18 protein-coding genes are annotated in these 18,901 nt (G+C 42.2%); 4 read left to right on the plus strand and 14 right to left on the minus strand.

The window, feature by feature from the left end; all coding sequences use genetic code 11:
* Nucleotides 1-2: 2 nt before the first annotated feature.
* The 4 genes from accB to cutA form a co-directional block, all read right to left on the minus strand.
* Complete coding sequence (accB, locus tag D0907_RS15310) at nt 3-464, minus strand: acetyl-CoA carboxylase biotin carboxyl carrier protein (protein ID WP_036973358.1); 462 nt, start codon at nt 462-464, stop codon at nt 3-5.
* A 30-nt stretch (nt 465-494) separates the two neighbouring features.
* The gene (gene aroQ, locus D0907_RS15315) at nt 495-947 is read right to left on the minus strand and encodes a type II 3-dehydroquinate dehydratase (RefSeq protein WP_036973359.1); all 453 of its coding nucleotides are present in this window, start codon (nt 945-947) and stop codon (nt 495-497) included.
* Between the two features lie 350 nt (nt 948-1,297).
* Entirely contained in the window at nt 1,298-3,139 is a 1,842-nt protein-coding gene (locus tag D0907_RS15320) for a protein-disulfide reductase DsbD (protein ID WP_118844717.1), read from the minus strand.
* A complete protein-coding gene (gene cutA / locus D0907_RS15325) occupies nt 3,139-3,459 on the minus strand; it encodes a divalent-cation tolerance protein CutA (RefSeq protein WP_036973361.1) in 321 nt (106 codons plus the stop codon). Before cutA ends, D0907_RS15320 begins: the two co-directional genes overlap by 1 nt.
* Nucleotides 3,460-3,620: 161 nt before the next feature.
* Between cutA and D0907_RS15330 the strand changes: the two genes are divergently transcribed.
* From D0907_RS15330 to groL, 3 genes are all read left to right on the plus strand, one after another.
* Nucleotides 3,621-4,097 carry an FxsA family protein gene (locus D0907_RS15330; RefSeq protein WP_036973751.1) on the plus strand — a complete coding sequence of 159 codons (477 nt, stop codon included), beginning with the start codon at nt 3,621-3,623 and terminating at the stop codon, nt 4,095-4,097.
* Between the two features lie 143 nt (nt 4,098-4,240).
* Nucleotides 4,241-4,528: a co-chaperone GroES gene (locus tag D0907_RS15335; RefSeq protein WP_036973362.1), complete on the plus strand. Its 288-nt coding sequence runs from the start codon at nt 4,241-4,243 to the stop codon at nt 4,526-4,528.
* A gap of 51 nt (nt 4,529-4,579) precedes the next feature.
* A complete protein-coding gene (gene groL, locus D0907_RS15340; RefSeq protein ID WP_075594292.1) occupies nt 4,580-6,226 on the plus strand; it encodes a chaperonin GroEL in 1,647 nt (548 codons plus the stop codon).
* Between the two features lie 65 nt (nt 6,227-6,291).
* On the opposite strand, the gene D0907_RS15345 is transcribed toward groL, so the two are convergent.
* The gene (locus tag D0907_RS15345; RefSeq protein WP_118844718.1) at nt 6,292-7,794 is read right to left on the minus strand and encodes a S41 family peptidase; all 1,503 of its coding nucleotides are present in this window, start codon (nt 7,792-7,794) and stop codon (nt 6,292-6,294) included.
* Between the two features lie 242 nt (nt 7,795-8,036).
* Complete coding sequence (locus tag D0907_RS15350) at nt 8,037-9,512, minus strand: NAD(P)H-hydrate dehydratase (protein WP_118844826.1); 1,476 nt, start codon at nt 9,510-9,512, stop codon at nt 8,037-8,039.
* A 145-nt stretch (nt 9,513-9,657) separates the two neighbouring features.
* On the opposite strand from D0907_RS15350, the gene D0907_RS15355 reads away from it, so the two are divergent.
* Complete coding sequence (locus D0907_RS15355) at nt 9,658-10,986, plus strand: M24 family metallopeptidase (protein WP_065979398.1); 1,329 nt, start codon at nt 9,658-9,660, stop codon at nt 10,984-10,986.
* 52 nt (nt 10,987-11,038) lie between these two features.
* Here the strand turns inward: D0907_RS15355 and speD are convergent, their stop codons facing one another.
* The 8 genes from speD to D0907_RS15395 all read right to left on the minus strand — a co-directional run bounded on the left by speD (nt 11,039) and on the right by D0907_RS15395 (nt 18,866).
* Nucleotides 11,039-11,851 carry an adenosylmethionine decarboxylase gene (speD, locus tag D0907_RS15360; protein ID WP_036973370.1) on the minus strand — a complete coding sequence of 271 codons (813 nt, stop codon included), beginning with the start codon at nt 11,849-11,851 and terminating at the stop codon, nt 11,039-11,041.
* 88 nt (nt 11,852-11,939) lie between these two features.
* On the minus strand, nt 11,940-12,353 hold the full coding sequence (locus D0907_RS15365; protein WP_036973371.1) for an OsmC family protein: 414 nt from the start codon (nt 12,351-12,353) through the stop codon (nt 11,940-11,942).
* Nucleotides 12,354-12,441: 88 nt separating this feature from the next.
* Nucleotides 12,442-12,789: a DUF3802 family protein gene (locus D0907_RS15370; RefSeq protein WP_065979400.1), complete on the minus strand. Its 348-nt coding sequence runs from the start codon at nt 12,787-12,789 to the stop codon at nt 12,442-12,444.
* A gap of 130 nt (nt 12,790-12,919) precedes the next feature.
* Nucleotides 12,920-14,389 (minus strand): succinylglutamate-semialdehyde dehydrogenase, encoded by a 1,470-nt coding sequence (gene astD, locus D0907_RS15375; RefSeq protein WP_065979401.1) that lies wholly within the window; start codon nt 14,387-14,389, stop codon nt 12,920-12,922.
* An 18-nt stretch (nt 14,390-14,407) separates the two neighbouring features.
* Nucleotides 14,408-15,424, minus strand: a complete 1,017-nt coding sequence (astA, locus tag D0907_RS15380; protein ID WP_036973377.1) for an arginine N-succinyltransferase — start codon at nt 15,422-15,424, stop codon at nt 14,408-14,410.
* Nucleotides 15,425-15,505: 81 nt separating this feature from the next.
* Nucleotides 15,506-16,711 (minus strand): aspartate aminotransferase family protein, encoded by a 1,206-nt coding sequence (locus D0907_RS15385; protein ID WP_036973379.1) that lies wholly within the window; start codon nt 16,709-16,711, stop codon nt 15,506-15,508.
* A gap of 368 nt (nt 16,712-17,079) precedes the next feature.
* Complete coding sequence (locus D0907_RS15390) at nt 17,080-18,240, minus strand: HDOD domain-containing protein (protein ID WP_036973752.1); 1,161 nt, start codon at nt 18,238-18,240, stop codon at nt 17,080-17,082.
* Nucleotides 18,241-18,287: 47 nt separating this feature from the next.
* Nucleotides 18,288-18,866 carry an anthranilate synthase component II gene (locus D0907_RS15395; protein WP_118844719.1) on the minus strand — a complete coding sequence of 193 codons (579 nt, stop codon included), beginning with the start codon at nt 18,864-18,866 and terminating at the stop codon, nt 18,288-18,290.
* Nucleotides 18,867-18,901: the final 35 nt, after the last annotated feature.

Below are 18,901 nucleotides of genomic sequence, written 5' to 3' on the forward strand. Positions count from 1 at the left end.
TATTATTCAATGATGAATAAAGGTTGATCGAATTCTACTGGCTCGCCGTTTTCAACTAAGATAGCTTTTACTGTGCCCGCTTTGTCTGATTCGATTTGGTTCATCATTTTCATTGCTTCAACGATACACAGTGTATCGCCAACATTTACTTTTGAACCTACTTCTACGTACGGCGCTGCTTCTGGTGATGCTGCTGAGTAGAAAGAACCTACCATTGGTGATTTAACTTGATGACCGGTTGGTGCTGCTGGTGCTGCTTCTGCCGCTGGTGCTTCAGCAACTGGAGCAGGTGCTGCTGCCGGCGCTGGTGCCGCAAAATGTTGAGGTGCATAATGCATTGCAGGACCTGCACTCATATTATTACGGTTAATGCGTACTGATTCTTCACCTTCAGTGATTTCTAATTCAGCAATACCAGATTCTTCTACTAGTTCGATAAGTTTTTTGATCTTGCGAATATCCATTAAACGACCCGCCTGTTAGTTTATTTAAAATTAATGTGTGTTTTGCAACCGATTAACCGCAGCTTCAAGTGCTACTTTATAACCCATTGCTCCTAATCCAACGATAACGCCTTGTGCCACATCCGAAAAATACGAATGATGACGAAATGCTTCACGTGCATGTACATTACTTAAATGCACCTCGTAAAAGGGAATGTTTACACTGAGTAATGCATCTCGTAAGGCAACGCTTGTATGTGTAAATGCTGCAGGGTTGATAATAATACAATCAACCGCTTGCCACGCTGCATGAATTCGCTCAATAAGCGCCGCTTCACTGTTACTTTGAAAATGCGTTAAATCAACATGGTAACGCGTCGCGACCGTGCTTAGTTCAGCCATAATCTCGTCAAGAGATTGTGTGCCATACTTTTCAGGTTCACGCTTGCCAAGCATGTTTAAATTTGGCCCATTTATAACTAAAAGTCTGAATTTTGCAGCCATAATACGCGATATATCCTTTAAGTAACTAGTTTAAACATATTCAACATAAACCCCTGCTTAACTTAAGAGGGTAAATGTAAAATAGCAACTATTTCTCACGTTAACCACCTATTATAGATATTTCGACGTAAATAGCAGCAAAATACTGGTCTAATCACTCTTAAACAAGGCGCATCGTACGTGTGACAAGGAGCTGCGACAAGTTATCCTTGTTGTTTTATTAGGGTGATTAATTATTCAAACCGTTTAAAATTAAACCTAATGTATTAGATTTTACATGAAGTGCTCTTTTAAAAATAAAAACGCCACTCAATTGAGTGGCGTTCAGCTTGTTCGATGCAATTAACCGTTTATTTTGCGTTATTTCGTACTTTTGCTAAATGTTCGGCAAAGTCTTTCGCATTTAAAAAGCCCGTGACTCGTTGCTCGGCTAACTCGTTACCTTGGGTATCAAAAAACAAAATACTTGGTAAACCAAACACCGTGTACTCTTCCATTAACTCAATGGTTTTTGCATCACTTTCGGTTAAATCAATTTGAATTAACTCAAAATGAGCAAACTCACTTTGCACATTGGCATCTGGAAAGGTGTAATGCTCAAATTCTTTACACGCAACACACCAATCGGCATACAGGTCCACCATCACTAAACGGCCTTGGCTATTTGCATCACTAATTTTATCTTTAAGCTCTGCTAGGTTAGCCACTTGTGTAAAGCCGTGGTTTTGCTCTGCCACATTAGTAACCACTGCTTTAGTCGGCCAAAAGTAGTTTTTCGTTAACGAAGCCCCTGTAATGACTAATAACGTTGCCGCAAACCATAAAACCGTTTTTAGCTTACTTTGCGACTGACCACTTTGCCAATGGTGTAAATACAACGCGGTTGCAAGTGCAAGTAAACCGGCCATCAACCAAATGATTTCAATATCAACAATTCGCTCTAATAAAATGAGTGGCACAACCAACATAATAAAGCCGAACAAGATTTTAACCTGTTCCATCCAACCGCCAGCTTTAGGAAGTAATTTACCACCTGACGTGCCAAGTAATAATAACGGTAAGCCCATACCTAAGCTGAGTACATAAAGCGTCAAGCCGCCTACCAAGTAGTCGCCACTTTGTGCAACATAAAGCAGGGCTGCTGATAACGGTGCCGTGGTACAAGGTGACGCGATTAAACCCGACAACACCCCCATCATAAACACGCCAACATAGTTGCCGCCTTTTTGCTGGTTACTCACCTGAGTGAGCTTATTCATCATGCCGCTTGGCAATTTAATTTCGTACCAACCAAACATCGACATGGCCAGCAATACAAACAAAATACTAAAGCTAATCAGTACGGTTGGGTGCTGTAAATACCCTTGAACTTGTCCACCCAGTGAAGCAACCACCAAACCTAACGCAGCATATGTCACCGCCATACCTTGTACATAGACAAAAGATAATGAAAATGCTTTTTTCGTTGAAAGGTTTTGCTGGCCTGCTATTAAGCTCGATAAAATTGGAAACATCGGAAAAACACACGGCGTAAAGGCCAGACCCACACCCACCAAGAAGAAAATCACTAAATTAGTCAGTAATCCCTGTGAGGCTAATTTATCTGTATAAGACTGCTCCCCCTTGGGAGCTGCAGATGTATTTTTTTGTTCTGTTTTCGAAGGCTCTACATTTTCTAAAGACTCAGTATTGGCTGTTAATGCCGCTAATGCATTACCCGCAGATGCACTGTCGGTAACCTGCTCACCGGCGATGACTGAAAGAGGGATGGTTCTAACTTCTGGCGGATAACATAAGCCAGCCTCTGCACAGCCCTGAAATCGCACTTTTACAACGGCATCTTCTGTCACGTTGCTTAATTTTGAGATGATACTTAAGGAATCAAAAAAAACCTCGGTTCTGCCAAAAAACTCATCTTCGATTATTTCACCTTTGCCAAGGTCTGGAATTTCAATATCAGCTCCTTTGGCAATTATTTCGACTTTCTTTTTATATAAGTAATAGTCTGGCGCTATGTCCCAGCCAATGAAGAGGGTGTTACCTTGCTGATCAAAATCAAAAACAAAGGCCTGATCCACAGGAAGAAAAGTGTGTTCTGCTGGTTGTTGCAGTAAATTTCCGAGTAAATTGCTATTACTTGCACTGGCTGGCAATAACCACAGTGCGCAGAGTAATAAAAAGAACGATCGCATTAATTAAGTACCTCATCCATCCAATTAAAATAGGCTAAATTGCCTGTTGCGACATCAACGACCTGAATTTCTGGCACCTCATAACTATGCAACTTCTTGATAGTTTGGATCACCTCATTCATTTTTTCTGATTTTGTTTTGATCAGTAACTTACTCTCTTTGGCTTGAGTCACTTCACCTTCCCACATGTAAATAGATTCAATGGTCGGCAAAATGTTCACACAGGCCGCTAGCTTTTCTTTAACTAGGTGCTGAGCCAGCAGACGCGCTTCATTCTCATTTGCACAGGTAGTAAAAATTAGTCGAAAATGCGTAGTCATAAGGAACCTTTATTTGATTACATGAGTCGCACCATAGTAGCCGATAGTCACTACAATGTGTAGCGGCCTCAATGATCCTTGGTTCTACCTTGAAAAAAGACCTGATCACCCATATTTATATTTCACTGACTCAAAAAAGAGCGACATTTTTAGAGAGCGTTATGTTTAGATTTTTGTTTTTATTATTTATTTTAGTGCCGATTGTTGAGATTGCACTGCTCATTCAAGTGAGTGAAGTCATTGGCGGCTTTGCAACCATAGCGCTTGTCATTGTCACCGCGATTGTCGGTGCAAAACTTGTAAAGCAGCAAGGTATCGGTGCTATTCAAAACGTACAACTGCAAATGGCGCAAGGGCAAATGCCTGCAAAAGAGTTATTTACCGGTCTGTGTGTGATTATCGCCGGTGTCTTACTGATGACCCCTGGTATTATGACCGACGTGTTTGGCTTTTTATTATTAACGCCAGTAGTGCGCAATAAATTGGCGGCAGGCCTTGCCAGTCAAGCGACTGTGCGTATGAGCTCACAAATGAATCAAGGCGCTGCACACTTTCAATATCATAGTAAAACCAGCCAACATGAAGAGCCAACTCACCAGCCAACAACCATTGATGGCGAATTTGAGCGAAAAGATTAAAAATTTTTAATTTTTATACTTGGATTTTTTTAAGCCACCCCCATTATTGAAGGCAATGAAACGCAACGGGTGGCTTTAGCACTCCCCTGCATAACACAAGATTTTTTCTGTACTGTTCAGAAACTGTTAGGAGAACTAAATAAATGAACATTCGTCCTTTACATGATCGCGTCATCGTTAAGCGTCTAGAAGAAGAAACTAAGTCTGCTGGCGGTATTGTTTTAACTGGCTCTGCAGCTGAAAAATCAACGCGCGGAGAAGTTATCGCTGTTGGTAATGGCCGTGTATTAGACAACGGTGAGGTAAGAGCATTAGAAGTAAAAGCCGGTGACACTGTGCTGTTTGGCTCTTATGTTGAAAAAGCTGAAAAGATCGAAGGTCAAGAGTACCTGATCATGCGTGAAGATAACATTCTAGGCATTGTAGGTTAATCCTACTTTTCGTTTAGCAACCCGTTTACAGAATTTAAGAGGAATTAAATCATGGCAGCAAAAGAAGTACTTTTTGCAAGTGACGCACGTGGCAAAATGCTAACAGGCGTAAATATTTTAGCAAACGCAGTAAGAGTAACTTTAGGCCCTAAAGGCCGTAATGTTGTTTTAGACAAATCATTCGGTGCGCCAGTCATCACTAAAGATGGTGTGTCTGTTGCAAAAGAAATCGAGCTTGAAGACAAGTTCGAGAACATGGGCGCACAAATGGTTAAAGAAGTAGCGTCAAAAGCGAATGACGCTGCAGGTGACGGTACAACAACTGCAACCGTATTAGCGCAAGCTATCGTAAACGAAGGCTTAAAAGCAGTTGCTGCAGGCATGAACCCAATGGATCTTAAGCGCGGTATCGACAAAGCGGTTACAGCAGCTGTTGAAGAGCTTAAAGCATTGTCTGTTCCTTGTGCTGACACAAAAGCGATTGCCCAAGTAGGTACTATTTCTGCTAACTCTGATAGCGAAATTGGTAACATTATTGCTGAAGCAATGGAAAAAGTGGGTCGTGATTCAGGTGTTATCACTGTTGAAGAAGGTCAGTCACTAGAAAACGAATTAGACGTTGTTGAAGGTATGCAGTTTGACCGCGGTTACCTGTCTCCTTACTTCATCAACAACGCAGAAAAAGGCGCTGTAGAGCTTGATAACCCATTCATTCTACTTGTAGATAAAAAAGTATCTAACATCCGTGAGTTACTACCTACATTAGAAGCGGTTGCTAAAGCAAGCAAGCCTTTATTAATTATTGCTGAAGACCTTGAAGGTGAAGCACTTGCAACGCTTGTTGTGAACAACATGCGCGGTATCGTTAAAGTATCTGCAGTTAAAGCACCTGGTTTTGGCGACCGTCGTAAAGCAATGCTACAAGACATCGCAGTCTTAACGGGTGGTACTGTAATTTCTGAAGAAATCGGTTTAGAACTTGAAAAAGCAACAGTTGAAGACCTCGGTACAGCGAAGCGCGTTGTGATCACTAAAGATGACACAACAATCATCGATGGCGCAGGTGAAGAAGACGGTATCAATGGCCGTGTTGCACAAATCAAAGCACAAATCGAAGAAGCAACGTCTGACTACGATAAAGAAAAACTACAAGAGCGTATGGCTAAACTAGCTGGCGGTGTTGCAGTAATCAAAGTTGGCGCAGCAACTGAAATCGAAATGAAAGAGAAGAAAGACCGCGTAGAAGATGCATTACACGCAACTCGCGCAGCGGTTGAAGAAGGTGTTGTACCGGGTGGTGGTGTTGCATTAGTGCGCGCTGCAAACAAGCTGGTAGACTTAATTGGTGACAATGAAGACCAAAGTCACGGTATTAAAGTTGCACTTCGTGCGATGGAAGCACCACTGCGTCAAATCGTTACAAACGCAGGCGACGAAGCATCTGTTGTTGTTAACAATGTGAAAGGCGGTGAAGGTAACTACGGTTATAACGCAGCGTCTGGCGAATACAACGACATGATCGAAATGGGTATCCTAGACCCAACTAAAGTAACGCGTTCTGCACTACAGTACGCTGCTTCAATCGCGGGTCTTATGATCACAACTGAAGCAATGGTTGCTGAAATCCCAAAAGATGACGCTGGTGCCCCTGATATGGGTGGCATGGGCGGCATGGGTGGAATGGGCGGCATGATGTAGTCCACTCCAAGCACTTCGCTTAAAAAACCCAGCTTCGGCTGGGTTTTTTATCTCTACAGATCACTTTACTTTATAACACGCTCAATGTGTTCTAATAAAACCTCTGTTGTCCAGTCAACGCCATGGTATGGAATATCAGGCCAGTAAAAATCCCCCTTACCGCGCGCTCTGTTTACATAAACTTTGTTAGGGATTATCACTTTGCTTAATCCTGAGGGAGTATCAACAAATCGAACATCCATATAGGTTGAATCAGCACTGCTCGGCGCACCAAATAACACTGTATTTGAAAATAACTTAAAAGTATCGATTGCATCTAGACACGCACTGGCACATTGTCCGGGCACTATAACGATGGCTTTAGTGTTAAAATCGCTTTCAGATATTTCATCTAAGACCGGTGTCGTTGCTGGCTTCTTCTCAATATAAAAAGGTTCACCCATATCTAACGCCGTCTGCATACCTGCTGAGACTTGTTTTACTATAGCGAAGACCTCGGGCTGGTCTTGCACTTTTGTTTTTAATGACTCAAGGTATTGCGTATTATCTTTGGATGCTCGCCACCAAACGCGTGTATTTTTAGCTAACTGCTCTCTTCGCGATGTCACATGCTGCGGCCCCCAAAGTTGCTCAGCAATTTTCATACTCCAATATGTTGAGCCGCCTTGATTATGGCGAAGATCTAATATCACCGCTTTAGCCGTTAGCAACTGTTCACGCTGCTCGGCTAAATCAGTGAAGAGTTGTCGGTAACGTGCTTTTTGTTCTTCATTTGGTGAAAATGAAGGCATTGCTACCCAAGCAATCTCTTGAGTTGCCCAGTGTAGGCCTACCTCGAGCTCATCACCATTGTAAGCATTTACTAAGTGCTGGCGAACATTTTTTGGTCGCTCAGACCATTCAAGTCTAACGCTATACGTCGCGCCACTGACTTTCACAAAATCACAACTTTTAAAGGGGGTTAGAAATGGGTTTCCATCATCCACTAATAATCGCCATCCTTGGTTCCACCAATGACCGGGTTGATCAACTTCACCATAAAATTTAAACAGGGTATCGCGCATTAAGGGTTCAATAGGCGTGTTATTACAGCGCACTATTTTATCCCCTTTCGTTACTTTATCATGCTCGCTGTAATACACTTTTAAGCCATCACCACGCCATACTGCAGAAAATCCGGGCCAGCGTCGTGGCAACTTAACGTCGTCAGGTAACAGTGCAACTGCCCCAGCGTGACCATCTTGCAAAACCGAATTAAAACGTGCAATTGCGGCTGCGTAACCTTGTGCATTTTCTACTTGGTCGGCAAGCATTAAAGCGTGTTGCTTGGCATTAAACAGTAATTGTGGAAACCCTGGGTTATCGCTATCAAACATGCCGGGGTGATTATCGACTGATTGCTGATAAGCAGCTTCAATATCTTTTTGTGTAGTGGCTTTCCACTGGGTTGCTGTTTTTGGAAAGTGTTGTACTGGGTGAGAGCTGTCAGCTTGCACACTCACACTTGCAGTGACTAAGGCTATGCCACTCACGAGTAGAGGCAAGTATAAATTAACCGCTTTATTCATATAAATCCTTTTAATTATTTTAATCCAAACAGTGGGTATACATGTAATAGCAACGCGACTATTAACCGTGCTACATATTGTTTAATTTATAACTAATGACTAAAAAATAAAACCCACACTGTCGACACAAGAGCCCATCATTTTGAAACACTCTGATACAACCCGCAATAATACTCAACGATTGTGAGCTGTTTATGAGGCGAATAGGCATAAATGAAATTGGCCCTTTAATTTATGGCTTGTTAAGGTGAATTAACTAACTCTCTGACTATCATAAACAAATCACTTGGCAACATACCACGCTCACCATCACGCTCAGCGGCGATATCACCCGCTTTTGCATGTAAGCAGACCCCTCGGCAGGCTGCTTGCTGAGTATCTAGCCCTTGTGCAATTAGGGCTGCAATAACGCCAGTGAGTACATCTCCACTCCCCCCAACAGCAAGGGCTGGATTACCATCTGTGCAGACCCAGGTTTTATTGTTATTGCTAATTAATGTGCCAGCCCCTTTTAGTACGCAGGTTGTGGTATAGCTGTGCGCTAAACGTTTGACCGCTGCAAAACGGTCAGTTTCTATGTCTGAGGTGCTGCAATTAAGCAGCCGTGCGGCTTCACCGGGGTGAGGAGTGATAACCGTGTTTGTCAGTGGAAATGACGACGCATGTTGGGCAATTAAATTAAGTGCATCGGCGTCAATAACTAAGGGTTTATTATTGGTGAAACAGTACTGCATGACTGTTTCAAAGGTAGCCTCAGACCAACTATCAAGCCCCAAACCGGGGCCTATGGCAATACAGCTTGCCCATTCAAGAGAAGCAATTAGATTAGCGTCTGTGACCATTAACTCTGGCCTTCCCATACTTACACTGAGAATTGAGCTGGTATGCGTATACACCTTAACCATACCCGCACCTGTTCTCAGTGCCGCTTCTGCCGTTAAGCGAATAGCACCTGCTGTACCTGCATTACCGCCAATGCACAATAACTTACCATGGCTGGTTTTGTGGCTATTGTTATCACGCGCTGGTAGTGAGTTGATTGTTTGCTGATTAATAAGCAAAGCACAGGGTGAGCACAGCAACGCAAATGCATCAGCAATGCCTAAATCTGCAAACTCACATTGCCCTGCATGCGCGCGCCCTTGCCCCGTTACCAAACCTTGTTTAATACCCACAAAGGTCACAGTAACAGTCGCTTTAATTGCAATACCTTGAACGGCGCCAGTATCGGCATGAATACCAGAGGGTAGATCGATAGCTATAATGGGCGCTTGGCTATTATTCGCCGCGTTTATCAGCTCACTAAATGGCGAGCGAACGTCACTTTGAATACCCGTACCAAGCAAACCATCAACGATAACATCAGCCTGTTCAAGCACAGCAAAGTCTGTCACGATTTCGCCTGTGGCATCTAACCAAGCTTGTTGTGCGGTGAGTGCATCTCCTGACAAGGGTTTGTCAGGTACAGCGGCTATCACTGTCACGTTTTTTCCTGCTTGTTTAGCCAAATTTGCAACGATGTAGCCATCACCTGCATTGTTTCCAACGCCGACCAACACCACATAATGCAACGCGTCCGCAAAGTAGTTCACGCTATGCATAAACACAGCCTGACCAGCACGTTCCATAAGCGTGTACATCTCAACACCGCAGCGTTTAGCCGCAATGGCTTCATTCGTTCTTATTTGTTCGGCTTTAAATAACTGATGTTCAATCATTGGTTTAGTCATTCTTGAGCAATCTATCAATTTACTGTAGCAAGCAACCCCGTAGATAGAAACCTGTTATTCATCTTAATCTTATCGTCTTGTCTATTTATTATTGCTATGTTCTAAAGACACTGACAATAAAAAGAGTTAACCCATGACTAATAACAAAAAAACGGTTATTTCATTATTTTGTGCCTTATTAGCCCTACCATTAAGCGCAAATACGGTCGATATTTTACCAATGAAAGCGCGCGCTGAATTTATTGATAAAATGACTGAATTACGAGTAAAAACGTTACTGCCCCCTTTAATGAAGCAACATAATATTGATATGTGGCTGCTAATCAGTAGAGAATATAACGAAGATCCTATTTTAAAAACAATGCTGCCTGCGACTTGGTTATCAGCCAGACGCACCACCATTTTGGTGTTTGCTCGAAACCAACAAGGTGGGGTTGATGCGCACGCTATCGCGCCATATAAAATCGGCAAGGTATTCAAAAAGTCATGGGATAAACAAAAGCAACCTGATCAATGGCTTGCTCTAAATGACATAATTGAAACATACCAACCTAAAAATATTGCCCTAAACACCTCTCAAAACTGGGCACATGCCGATGGTCTTGTCGTCGGTGATTTTAATAATCTTAAAAGCGCACTCCCTAAAAAATACCTTGATAAGCTCATTTCTGCTGAACCTCTCGCTATTGAGTGGCTCGAGCAACGTTTACCTGAAGAAGTAGACATGTATAAAAAGGCAGTGGCTATTGCGCATCAAATTATTGCTGAGGGCTTCTCAAGCAAAGTGATAAAGGTAGGTGAAACAACCACAAACGATTTAGCCTGGTGGTTTAGAGAGCGGGTAAGAGAATTAAAACTGCAAACATGGTTTCACCCCAGTGTCAGTATACAGCGTGCCGATAAAAAAACGTTTGATCATGAAACAAGCTTTAGCAAAGATAATGAGCACATTATTCAAGCGGGTGATCTACTGCATGTTGATTTTGGCATTACCTATTTGCGCTTGAACACTGACACTCAACAACATGCTTACGTGTTAAAAGAAAACGAAACGCAGGCACCAGACTATTTAGTGAATGCCTTAAAAAGTGGCAATCAATTACAAGATATTTTCACCTCACACTTTGCAGCCGGTAAAACGGGTAATGAAGTACTAAAAGAGTCTCGTGCAGAGGCGATTGCTCAAGGGTTAAAGCCCACAATATACACCCACCCTATTGGTTACCATGGCCATGCTGCGGGAACAACGCTGGGCATGTGGGATTCACAACAAGGGGTTGCTGGCGATGGCGACTATCCACTGCACTTAAATACCGCGTATTCGATTGAATTAAACAACGCCGTTTTTATAAAACAATGGAATAAAGAAATTCGAATTATGCTCGAAGAAGATGCGTTTTTCGATAAATCAGGGGTGTGGTATCTAAATGGCAGACAAACTGAGTTACTGCTTATAAAATAAAAAACGGCGCATAATAATTTTATGCGCCGTTTTTTTAATACGTTACCAGTGACTACTCAGTGTCAGGTAAGTTACGACCGTAGAAGATTTCTTGCATCTCGCGTGTTAGCTTAGAGCGGATCTCTTCTTCTTCGTCTTCTGACAAATCAGATGTAGATACACCGAATAAATAGGTATTTAAGTCGGTTTCTTTTAACATCATTTTAGTGTGGAACAAGTTTTCTTGATACACGTTTACGTCCATCATTTGGTACGCTTCTTTTGTATCTTCAGTCATGTAATTCTGAATAGAATTGATCGCATGGTCGATATAGTGTTTCACACCATCAACATCACGCGTGAAACCACGAACACGGTAGTCAATTGTTACTACATCTGACTCAAGGCTGTGAATTAAGAAGTTCAACGCTTTCAGTGGCGAAATAATGCCACACGTTGATACTTCGATATCAGCACGGAAAGTACAAATACCATCATCAGGGTGCGCTTCTGGGTACGTGTGAACACAGATATGACTTTTATCTAAGTGTGCTACCACAGTTTCAGGAAGTGGACCCGGCGCTTCATCAACGTCGTACGTTGTTTGCTGCTCAATTGGCTCTTCTGAGATCAGAATTGTTACACTGGCACCTTGCGGATCATAATCTTGGCGAGAAACATTCAAAATGTTTGCACCAATAATGTCCACTACTTCACCTAAAATATCGGTAAGGCGATCAGCACTGTACTGTTCGTCGATATATTCAATATATTCTTTACGCTGTTGTTCAGTCTTCGCGTAGCAAATATCGTAAATACTGAAGCTTAAGCTCTTAGTTAAATTATTAAAGCCATGAAGCTTAATTTTATCGAAGGGTTTATTCATGCTAAACCAACCTTTAAACGAGTGAAACCTGCACCAGCAGAAATAAAAGTTCGCGGATTTTATACGAATTTTGCGTTTGGAAAAAGCGTTATTTTACTTGTTCTTCCACAACTTCATGGCTATGTGTAATTTCTACTGTTTTATCAAGCATTAAGGCTACAGAACAATACTTTTCTGCAGACAATTGAACAGCACGCGCAAGGTGTTTTTCAGACACGTTATCGCCAGTAACCACAAAATGTAGATGAATCTTGGTAAACACACGAGGAGCAGATTCAGCACGCTCAGCACTGAGCTTTACTTGCACGTCAGAAAATGATTGCTTCGCTTTTTTAAGAATACTAACAACATCAACAGATGAACAACACCCTGCCGACATTAATACCATTTCCATTGGACTTGGTGCAGCACTGTCACTACCCGCATCAAAAACGACATTGTGACCTGAATTTGAAAGGCCAATAAAGGTATCACCTTCTACCCATTTTACATTCGCTTGCATTTATTTTATCTCTAAAAGTTATTTTGCTTGATTGTAAGCAAGTCACACTCAGATGCAATCGAAAAACGATATTAGGTGTTAAAGGAGATTACGCACTTTCAGCAACGGCTGTATCGAATAAGTTTTTTACAAGTCCAGCAAACTCATCTATAAAGGCGTGTTGCTCAACAGTAACAGGTTGATTTGTGACACTGCTTAGTACTTCTTGTAAGTCATAAACGATGCCATCGACTTCGCGAACGATTTGGCTGCGTTGTTCGGTATTCAATTCTGTATGCTGTTCGCAAAGCAGCATGACATTCTCGGCAATCACGTCTTCAATTAGCTCTAGCACCGTTGGAGCTCCTGGCTTTATTTGACCTGGCTTCTCAAATAGCGCTAAATTTTGAGTGAGATACATGACAAGATCATCGTACCCTTGCCTATCTAAAACCATACGACTGCACACCTAATAAAATGACTAACTCTATAGATTTAAGCAGAAAGCGCTTTTAATTGCTACCTTTGCTATAAAGCCAATACAAAAAAAGCAGCCGAAGCTGCTTTTTATAATCATTAATACTGATTTAGTCTATTTTTAAGCCAGGGCTTAATGTGGCTGGCATAGCCACTTTTTCAAGCTCAACTGACGCAACAGGGTATGCACAGTAGTCTGCTGCATAATATGCACTTGCTCTGTGGTTACCAGACGCACCAATGCCACCAAACGGAGCCGCACTCGATGCACCCGTAATTGGGCGGTTCCAATTAACAATACCAGCACGAATACGACGTAAGAAGTGGTCGTAATCAGCTGCATTGTCACTTAATAGACCCGCTGATAAACCAAAGCTTGTGTCATTTGCTTTATCAATGGCAGCATCAAAATCAGTAAAGCGGAAAACTTTAAGAAGTGGACCAAAGTGCTCTTCATCAGGGAAATTAGTCACGTTTGTACACTCTAAAATGCCTGGCGTTACAAAGCCGGTATTTTCTGTATGCGTTAACTCAACTAATACGTCAGCACCTAGTTCTACTAATTGCTGTTGTGCTGCAGCCATACCCGCGGCAGCCGCAGCTGAAATCATAGAGCCCATGAATGGCTGGTCATCAGCATCATATTCACCGACTTTAATCGCTTTGGTTGCTTTTATTAGACCCGCTAAGATGGCGTCACCTTGCTCGCCCACAGGTAAGAATAACTTACGCGCACAGGTACAACGTTGGCCTGAAGAAATAAACGCAGATTGAATTATATCGTGAATAGCAGCTTTAGTATCCGCAACGTCAGTCACGATAAGCGGGTTATTCCCCCCCATTTCTAAAGCAAGGATTTTACCCGGTTGACCTGCAAATTGTTCATGTAGGATATGACCTGTACGCGATGACCCCGTAAAGAATAAGCCGTCAATGCCTTTATGCGCCGCAAGCGCTTTGCCTGTATCAACTTCACCTTGAACAAGGTTAATAACCCCATCAGGTAAACCTGCTTTTTGCCACAGTTTTAAAGTCAGCTCTGCAACAGCGGGAGTGAGCTCAGAAGGTTTAAATACAACCGTGTTACCCGCTAGTAATGCTGGAACAATATGCCCATTTGGTAAATGACCCGGGAAGTTATACGGACCAAAAACGGCAACAACACCATGTGGTTTATGACGGATCATCGCACGGCCTTGTGGCATGGGGTTTTCAACGTCGCCGGTACGCTCTAAAAACGCTTTTTCAGAAATCGCAATTTTACCCACCATGGCGCCTGCTTCAGTGCGAGTTTCCCACAACGGTTTACCTGTTTCTTGCGCAATGATCAGCGCTAACTCTTCACTATGCTCTTTAAGCGTTTCAGCGAACGTTTTAACAATAGCTAAACGTTCTGCAAATGATTTATCCGCCCAACTATAAAAAGCTTGGCGCGCGGCATTTACAGCACTGTCTACTTGCTCAGCCGTGGCTGTATTTGCTTGCCAAATAACATCATTATTTGCAGGGTTTACAGAGTTGAATGCATGACCAAGGCCTGCTTGCCATTGACCATTAATAAATTGCGCTGCATGCGTCATTACTGTGTCTCCTAAATTCTATAGTTTTGCAACTGATACGGTGTCGCCAGCTTCTAAGTGAAGGGCTTTTGCAAGCTCACTTGAAAGGGTAATTGTATCGACATCACACGGTAGATTAATTTGTGTCACTGTGGCTCTAAAGTCAGTCAGTTTATCATTAGCGAGCATCACGGTGGTGTCGCCTTGGCTTTGACCTATTTCGACCTGCACCTTTCTTGAATTACGAATCGTAGCGATATTATCCACTTTAGCTTCAACCGTAGGACCCGCATCGAAAATGTCAACGTAGCCGTTAAAAGTGAAACCTTCACTCTTCAACAGCTCAATAGCTGGGCGAGTATTATCATGCACATGACCAATAACAGCTTGCGCATCTTTGCTTAATAGATTCACGTAAATTGGGTATTTAGGCATTAACTCGGCAATAAATACTTTTTGACCTATTCCCGTCAGGTAATCGGCTGTTGGAAAATCCATTGAGAAAAAGTGCTCTTCAAGCCATTGCCAAAATGGGCTTTCGCCATTCTCGTTTGACACACCACGCATTTCTGCAATAACTGTTTCAGCAAAACGTTCTTTATGTTGATTAATAAACATAAAACGTGCTTTTGATAGTAATTTACCATTGTTATTTTTGCGGTAACCATCTCTCAAAAACAATGTACATAGCTCTGTTGCACCGGTGTAATCATTACATAGCGTTAAGATATCAACGGCTTTATAAACGTTAAGTGTACGCGATGAATGAATCGCTTTACTTAAATGATAATGATAAAACGCGTCATCTAAACCCACGGCGGCTTCGATGGCTGAAGTACCCACTACTTCGCCTGTTTCGCTATCTTCAAGAACAAACAGGTAACCTTCATCACCAGGCTGCTGGGCTACTTTTGCAAATGAGCTCAGTGAATGATCGATTTTCTTTTGTAACAACTCTTCATTATTAGGCAAAGATGTAAAACCATGCCCTGATTCATGGGCAATTTTAAGTAATGCTGGGTAATCACTTTGCTGGATTGGGCGAAGGATCATCATGAGTCCGCTTGCTCCCTTATAAATAACGGTAAATTATGAACGCGGGCAAGCAGTGCTTGCCCTGATATGTCAGTTGAATGATTAGCCGTTAACGACTTTAGCAACTGCTTTTTCGAAACGAGCCATACCTTCGCGGATATCAGCGTCAGGAATAACAAGTGAAGGAGTAAAGCGAACAACATCTGCACCCGCTACTAATGACATGACGCCTTCTTCGGTCCCTGCCACTAAAAACTCTTTTGCACGGCCTTTGAATTGCTCAGTAACCACTGCACCCAGTAGTAGACCTTCGCCACGAATTTCACTAAATACGTTGTACTTGTCGTTGATTGCAGTTAATAGTTCGCGGAATAAAGCCGATTTTTCTTTAACGCCACTTAACACCTCTGGTGTATTCACCGTATCAAATGCAGCTTCTGCAACAGCACACGCAAGTGGGTTACCACCATAAGTAGAACCGTGTGTTCCTACTTTTAAGTGCTGAGCAATATCAGTTGTGGTGATCATTGCACCAATAGGAAAACCGCCACCTAACGCTTTAGCTGTGGTTAAAATATCAGGCGTGACATTTAAACCTTGATACGCATAAAGCTCACCAGTACGGCCGACACCTGTTTGTACTTCATCAAAAATTAGCAGTGCATTGTGCTTAGTACACAGCTCACGTACACCTTTTACAAACTCTTTTGTTGGTGAAATGATCCCGCCTTCACCTTGTAGAGGTTCCATCATAACTGCACATGTATTGTCACTGATCAGTGCTTCGAAAGCCGCTAAATCATTGTAATCACAATGTACGATATCGCCCGGCTTAGGACCGAAGCCGTCTGAATAGGCAGCCTGGCCACCTACTGTTACAGTAAAAAATGTACGACCGTGGAAACCTTTATTGAATGAGATAATTTGTGATTTTTGCTCACCAAAGTTATCAAGTGCAAAACGACGCGCAAGTTTTAATGCAGCTTCGTTTGCTTCTGCACCAGAGTTAGCAAAATAAACTTTTTCTGCGAACGTTGCATCGGTTAACTTTTTAGCTAAACGCAGTGCTGGCTCATTGGTCATCACATTTGATAGATGCCAGATTTTCTCGCCCTGCTCTTTTAATGCACTTACTAAGGCAGGGTGACAGTGGCCAAGGCAGTTAACAGCAATACCACCTGCAAAATCGATAAATTCACGACCTTCTTGGTCCCAAACTCGAGAGCCTTCGCCTCGCACAGGAATAACACTTGATGGTGCATAGTTAGGAACCATTACGTGATCAAATAATTCGCGATTGACTGTCATTTTATATCCTCTTTATCGTAAGCACACGCCATCTTAAGCGGCGCTATAAAGCTAAACTAAGCTATTTTACTAAGCTAATTGAGCTTAGAGTAAAATCACCTTAATTACTCTTTGGTTCAATTTTCATTCATCCATTATTTCAGAAAAAAATCCATCTGTCTCTTAGAAAACTTTCATGCAGCCCTTGAAAATAAAGGGTTTGAGATATTTTTTCATGGATAGTGAATAACTATTTGAGGGGTGTTTTTTATACAAAATACACTTAAAAGGCGCGCTGCTAGCAAACCACGCATGGGCACGTTATCTAAATATTGCTATCGCTCAGCATTTACAATGAATGAATAGTCGCAAAAAAATTAACAATTATTTTAATTAATTTGGATATGGAAGTTCTCAAAGTTGCATTTTGCCAGTTCATCAAGCTCATTTTGTGTAAAACCATAATGCGTAAACCAGCGTTGAACTTCATCTTTCTCAACTAACTGATGTTCGTTCAAGCTTAAAAACTGCGCATAGCACCGTGCTTTTAAAATCACTTGGGTCAGAGGAAGGTATTCATCATTTTTAGCAAGGGGTGTCGTTAATTGCTGCAAAACGGCGTTAAACGGCAAATACCGAAATGCCATTTGCTCAATCACGGTGGCTGTCACTTTAAGTGACAATTTGCTTAATAACGAACTTAAAAATAAAGGATCGGGTTTTAACTCTAATAATGCAGTATGCAAATCTTTCTTTTGTTCTTCGCGCGCCATTGCCACCTTGCGTTGCCACACTCGCTCAAAAGTGCGCAAATAGAGCCTTACTAAGGCAATTTTCCCTACATCCAATAACATGCCTAAAGTAAACGCGTGTTCTTCATTAACGCCGTTTAGCTTTGCTATTTCTTGTGCTGCAATAGCGCATGCCATTGAATTATCTCGTAAGCGGCGCTTTAATAAAGGAAAGGGTTCTGTGCTGTGAGGCATCCAGTGACGTACTGCGAATGTCGGGACCACAAATTTCAGGTTATCAAGACCAATATAACGCAATGCGAGTAACGGGTTATCAACTTTAACGGAAGTGTGTTTACTGCGTTGCTGGCGATAGTATGGCAAATTAACAAACGCGACGAGCTCACGCCCAAGCCAGGTTAAATCTTTAATTAACGGCTCTAAGCGACCTACCGATGCTGAACGTGTCGCAAGAATATCTAAAATAGCGGGCACACTGTCTTGAATGCCAATGGTTTCATGTACCACTGAATCAATATCTTCCAGCTGCTTGTTCATCGCATTTTCAATCACTTGATGTAATTGCTGACTCGCTTGAGCACGATACTTATGGTGCGCTGTACTGCTTTTTTGGCGTTTCTTTTGCGCTGCAACTTCAACTTCTAATAAAGTTCGCTGCTCCATTTGCTCGCCATAATCAATTTCTAAAGTATGAATATAGCCAATCTGACGCTGTGCAAAACTGTGGCCAAGCAAAAGATCATGCGCACGCTCATTAAGCACCATCGCAGTCCTTTGTTGTCGGATTTCATCGGTCATTTGCACAGCAGTATTGTCGTTCATATTTGTAAATAATTAGCTTAAGATTAGAAGCGAGTTAAAAAGTTGGCAAGTAATTCAAGCCCTTGTTGCGTCAAAATTGCTTCAGGATGGAATTGCACACCTTCAAGTGCGAGATCCTTGTGCATTATTCCCATTATTTCATCAAAATGCGTATTGTGTTCGGTCCACGCTGTAATACTGAGCTCACTGGGAAGACTCTGTTTATCAACCACCAGCGAATGGTAACGACATACCGTCAATGGGTTGACTAAGCCTTTAAAAACACCTTGGTTTGTATGGTGCACTAAGGAGGTTTTACCGTGCATAACCTGTCGTGCTCGTACGACCTCACCTCCCAATGCTTGCGCAATTGTTTGATGTCCCAAGCAGATACCTAAAATAGGCAGCTGCCCTTTAAACTCTTCAACCACTTGCAGCGAAATACCGGCTTCATTTGGTGAGCAAGGCCCAGGAGAAATGACAATATGTTCGGGCTTTAATTGCTTGATGTCGGCAACACTTATCTCATCGTTTCGTTTAACCAATACCTCTTGATCCAAGCGCTGAAAGTATTGCACTAGGTTGTAGGTAAACGAATCATAGTTGTCGATCATTAACAGCATTGCGTGTAACCCAAAATTACTCAGTCAAAATAATG

It is taken from the genome of Pseudoalteromonas lipolytica (genome assembly GCF_003515105.1).
GTDB classification, from domain to species: Bacteria; Pseudomonadota; Gammaproteobacteria; order Enterobacterales; family Alteromonadaceae; genus Pseudoalteromonas; species Pseudoalteromonas lipolytica.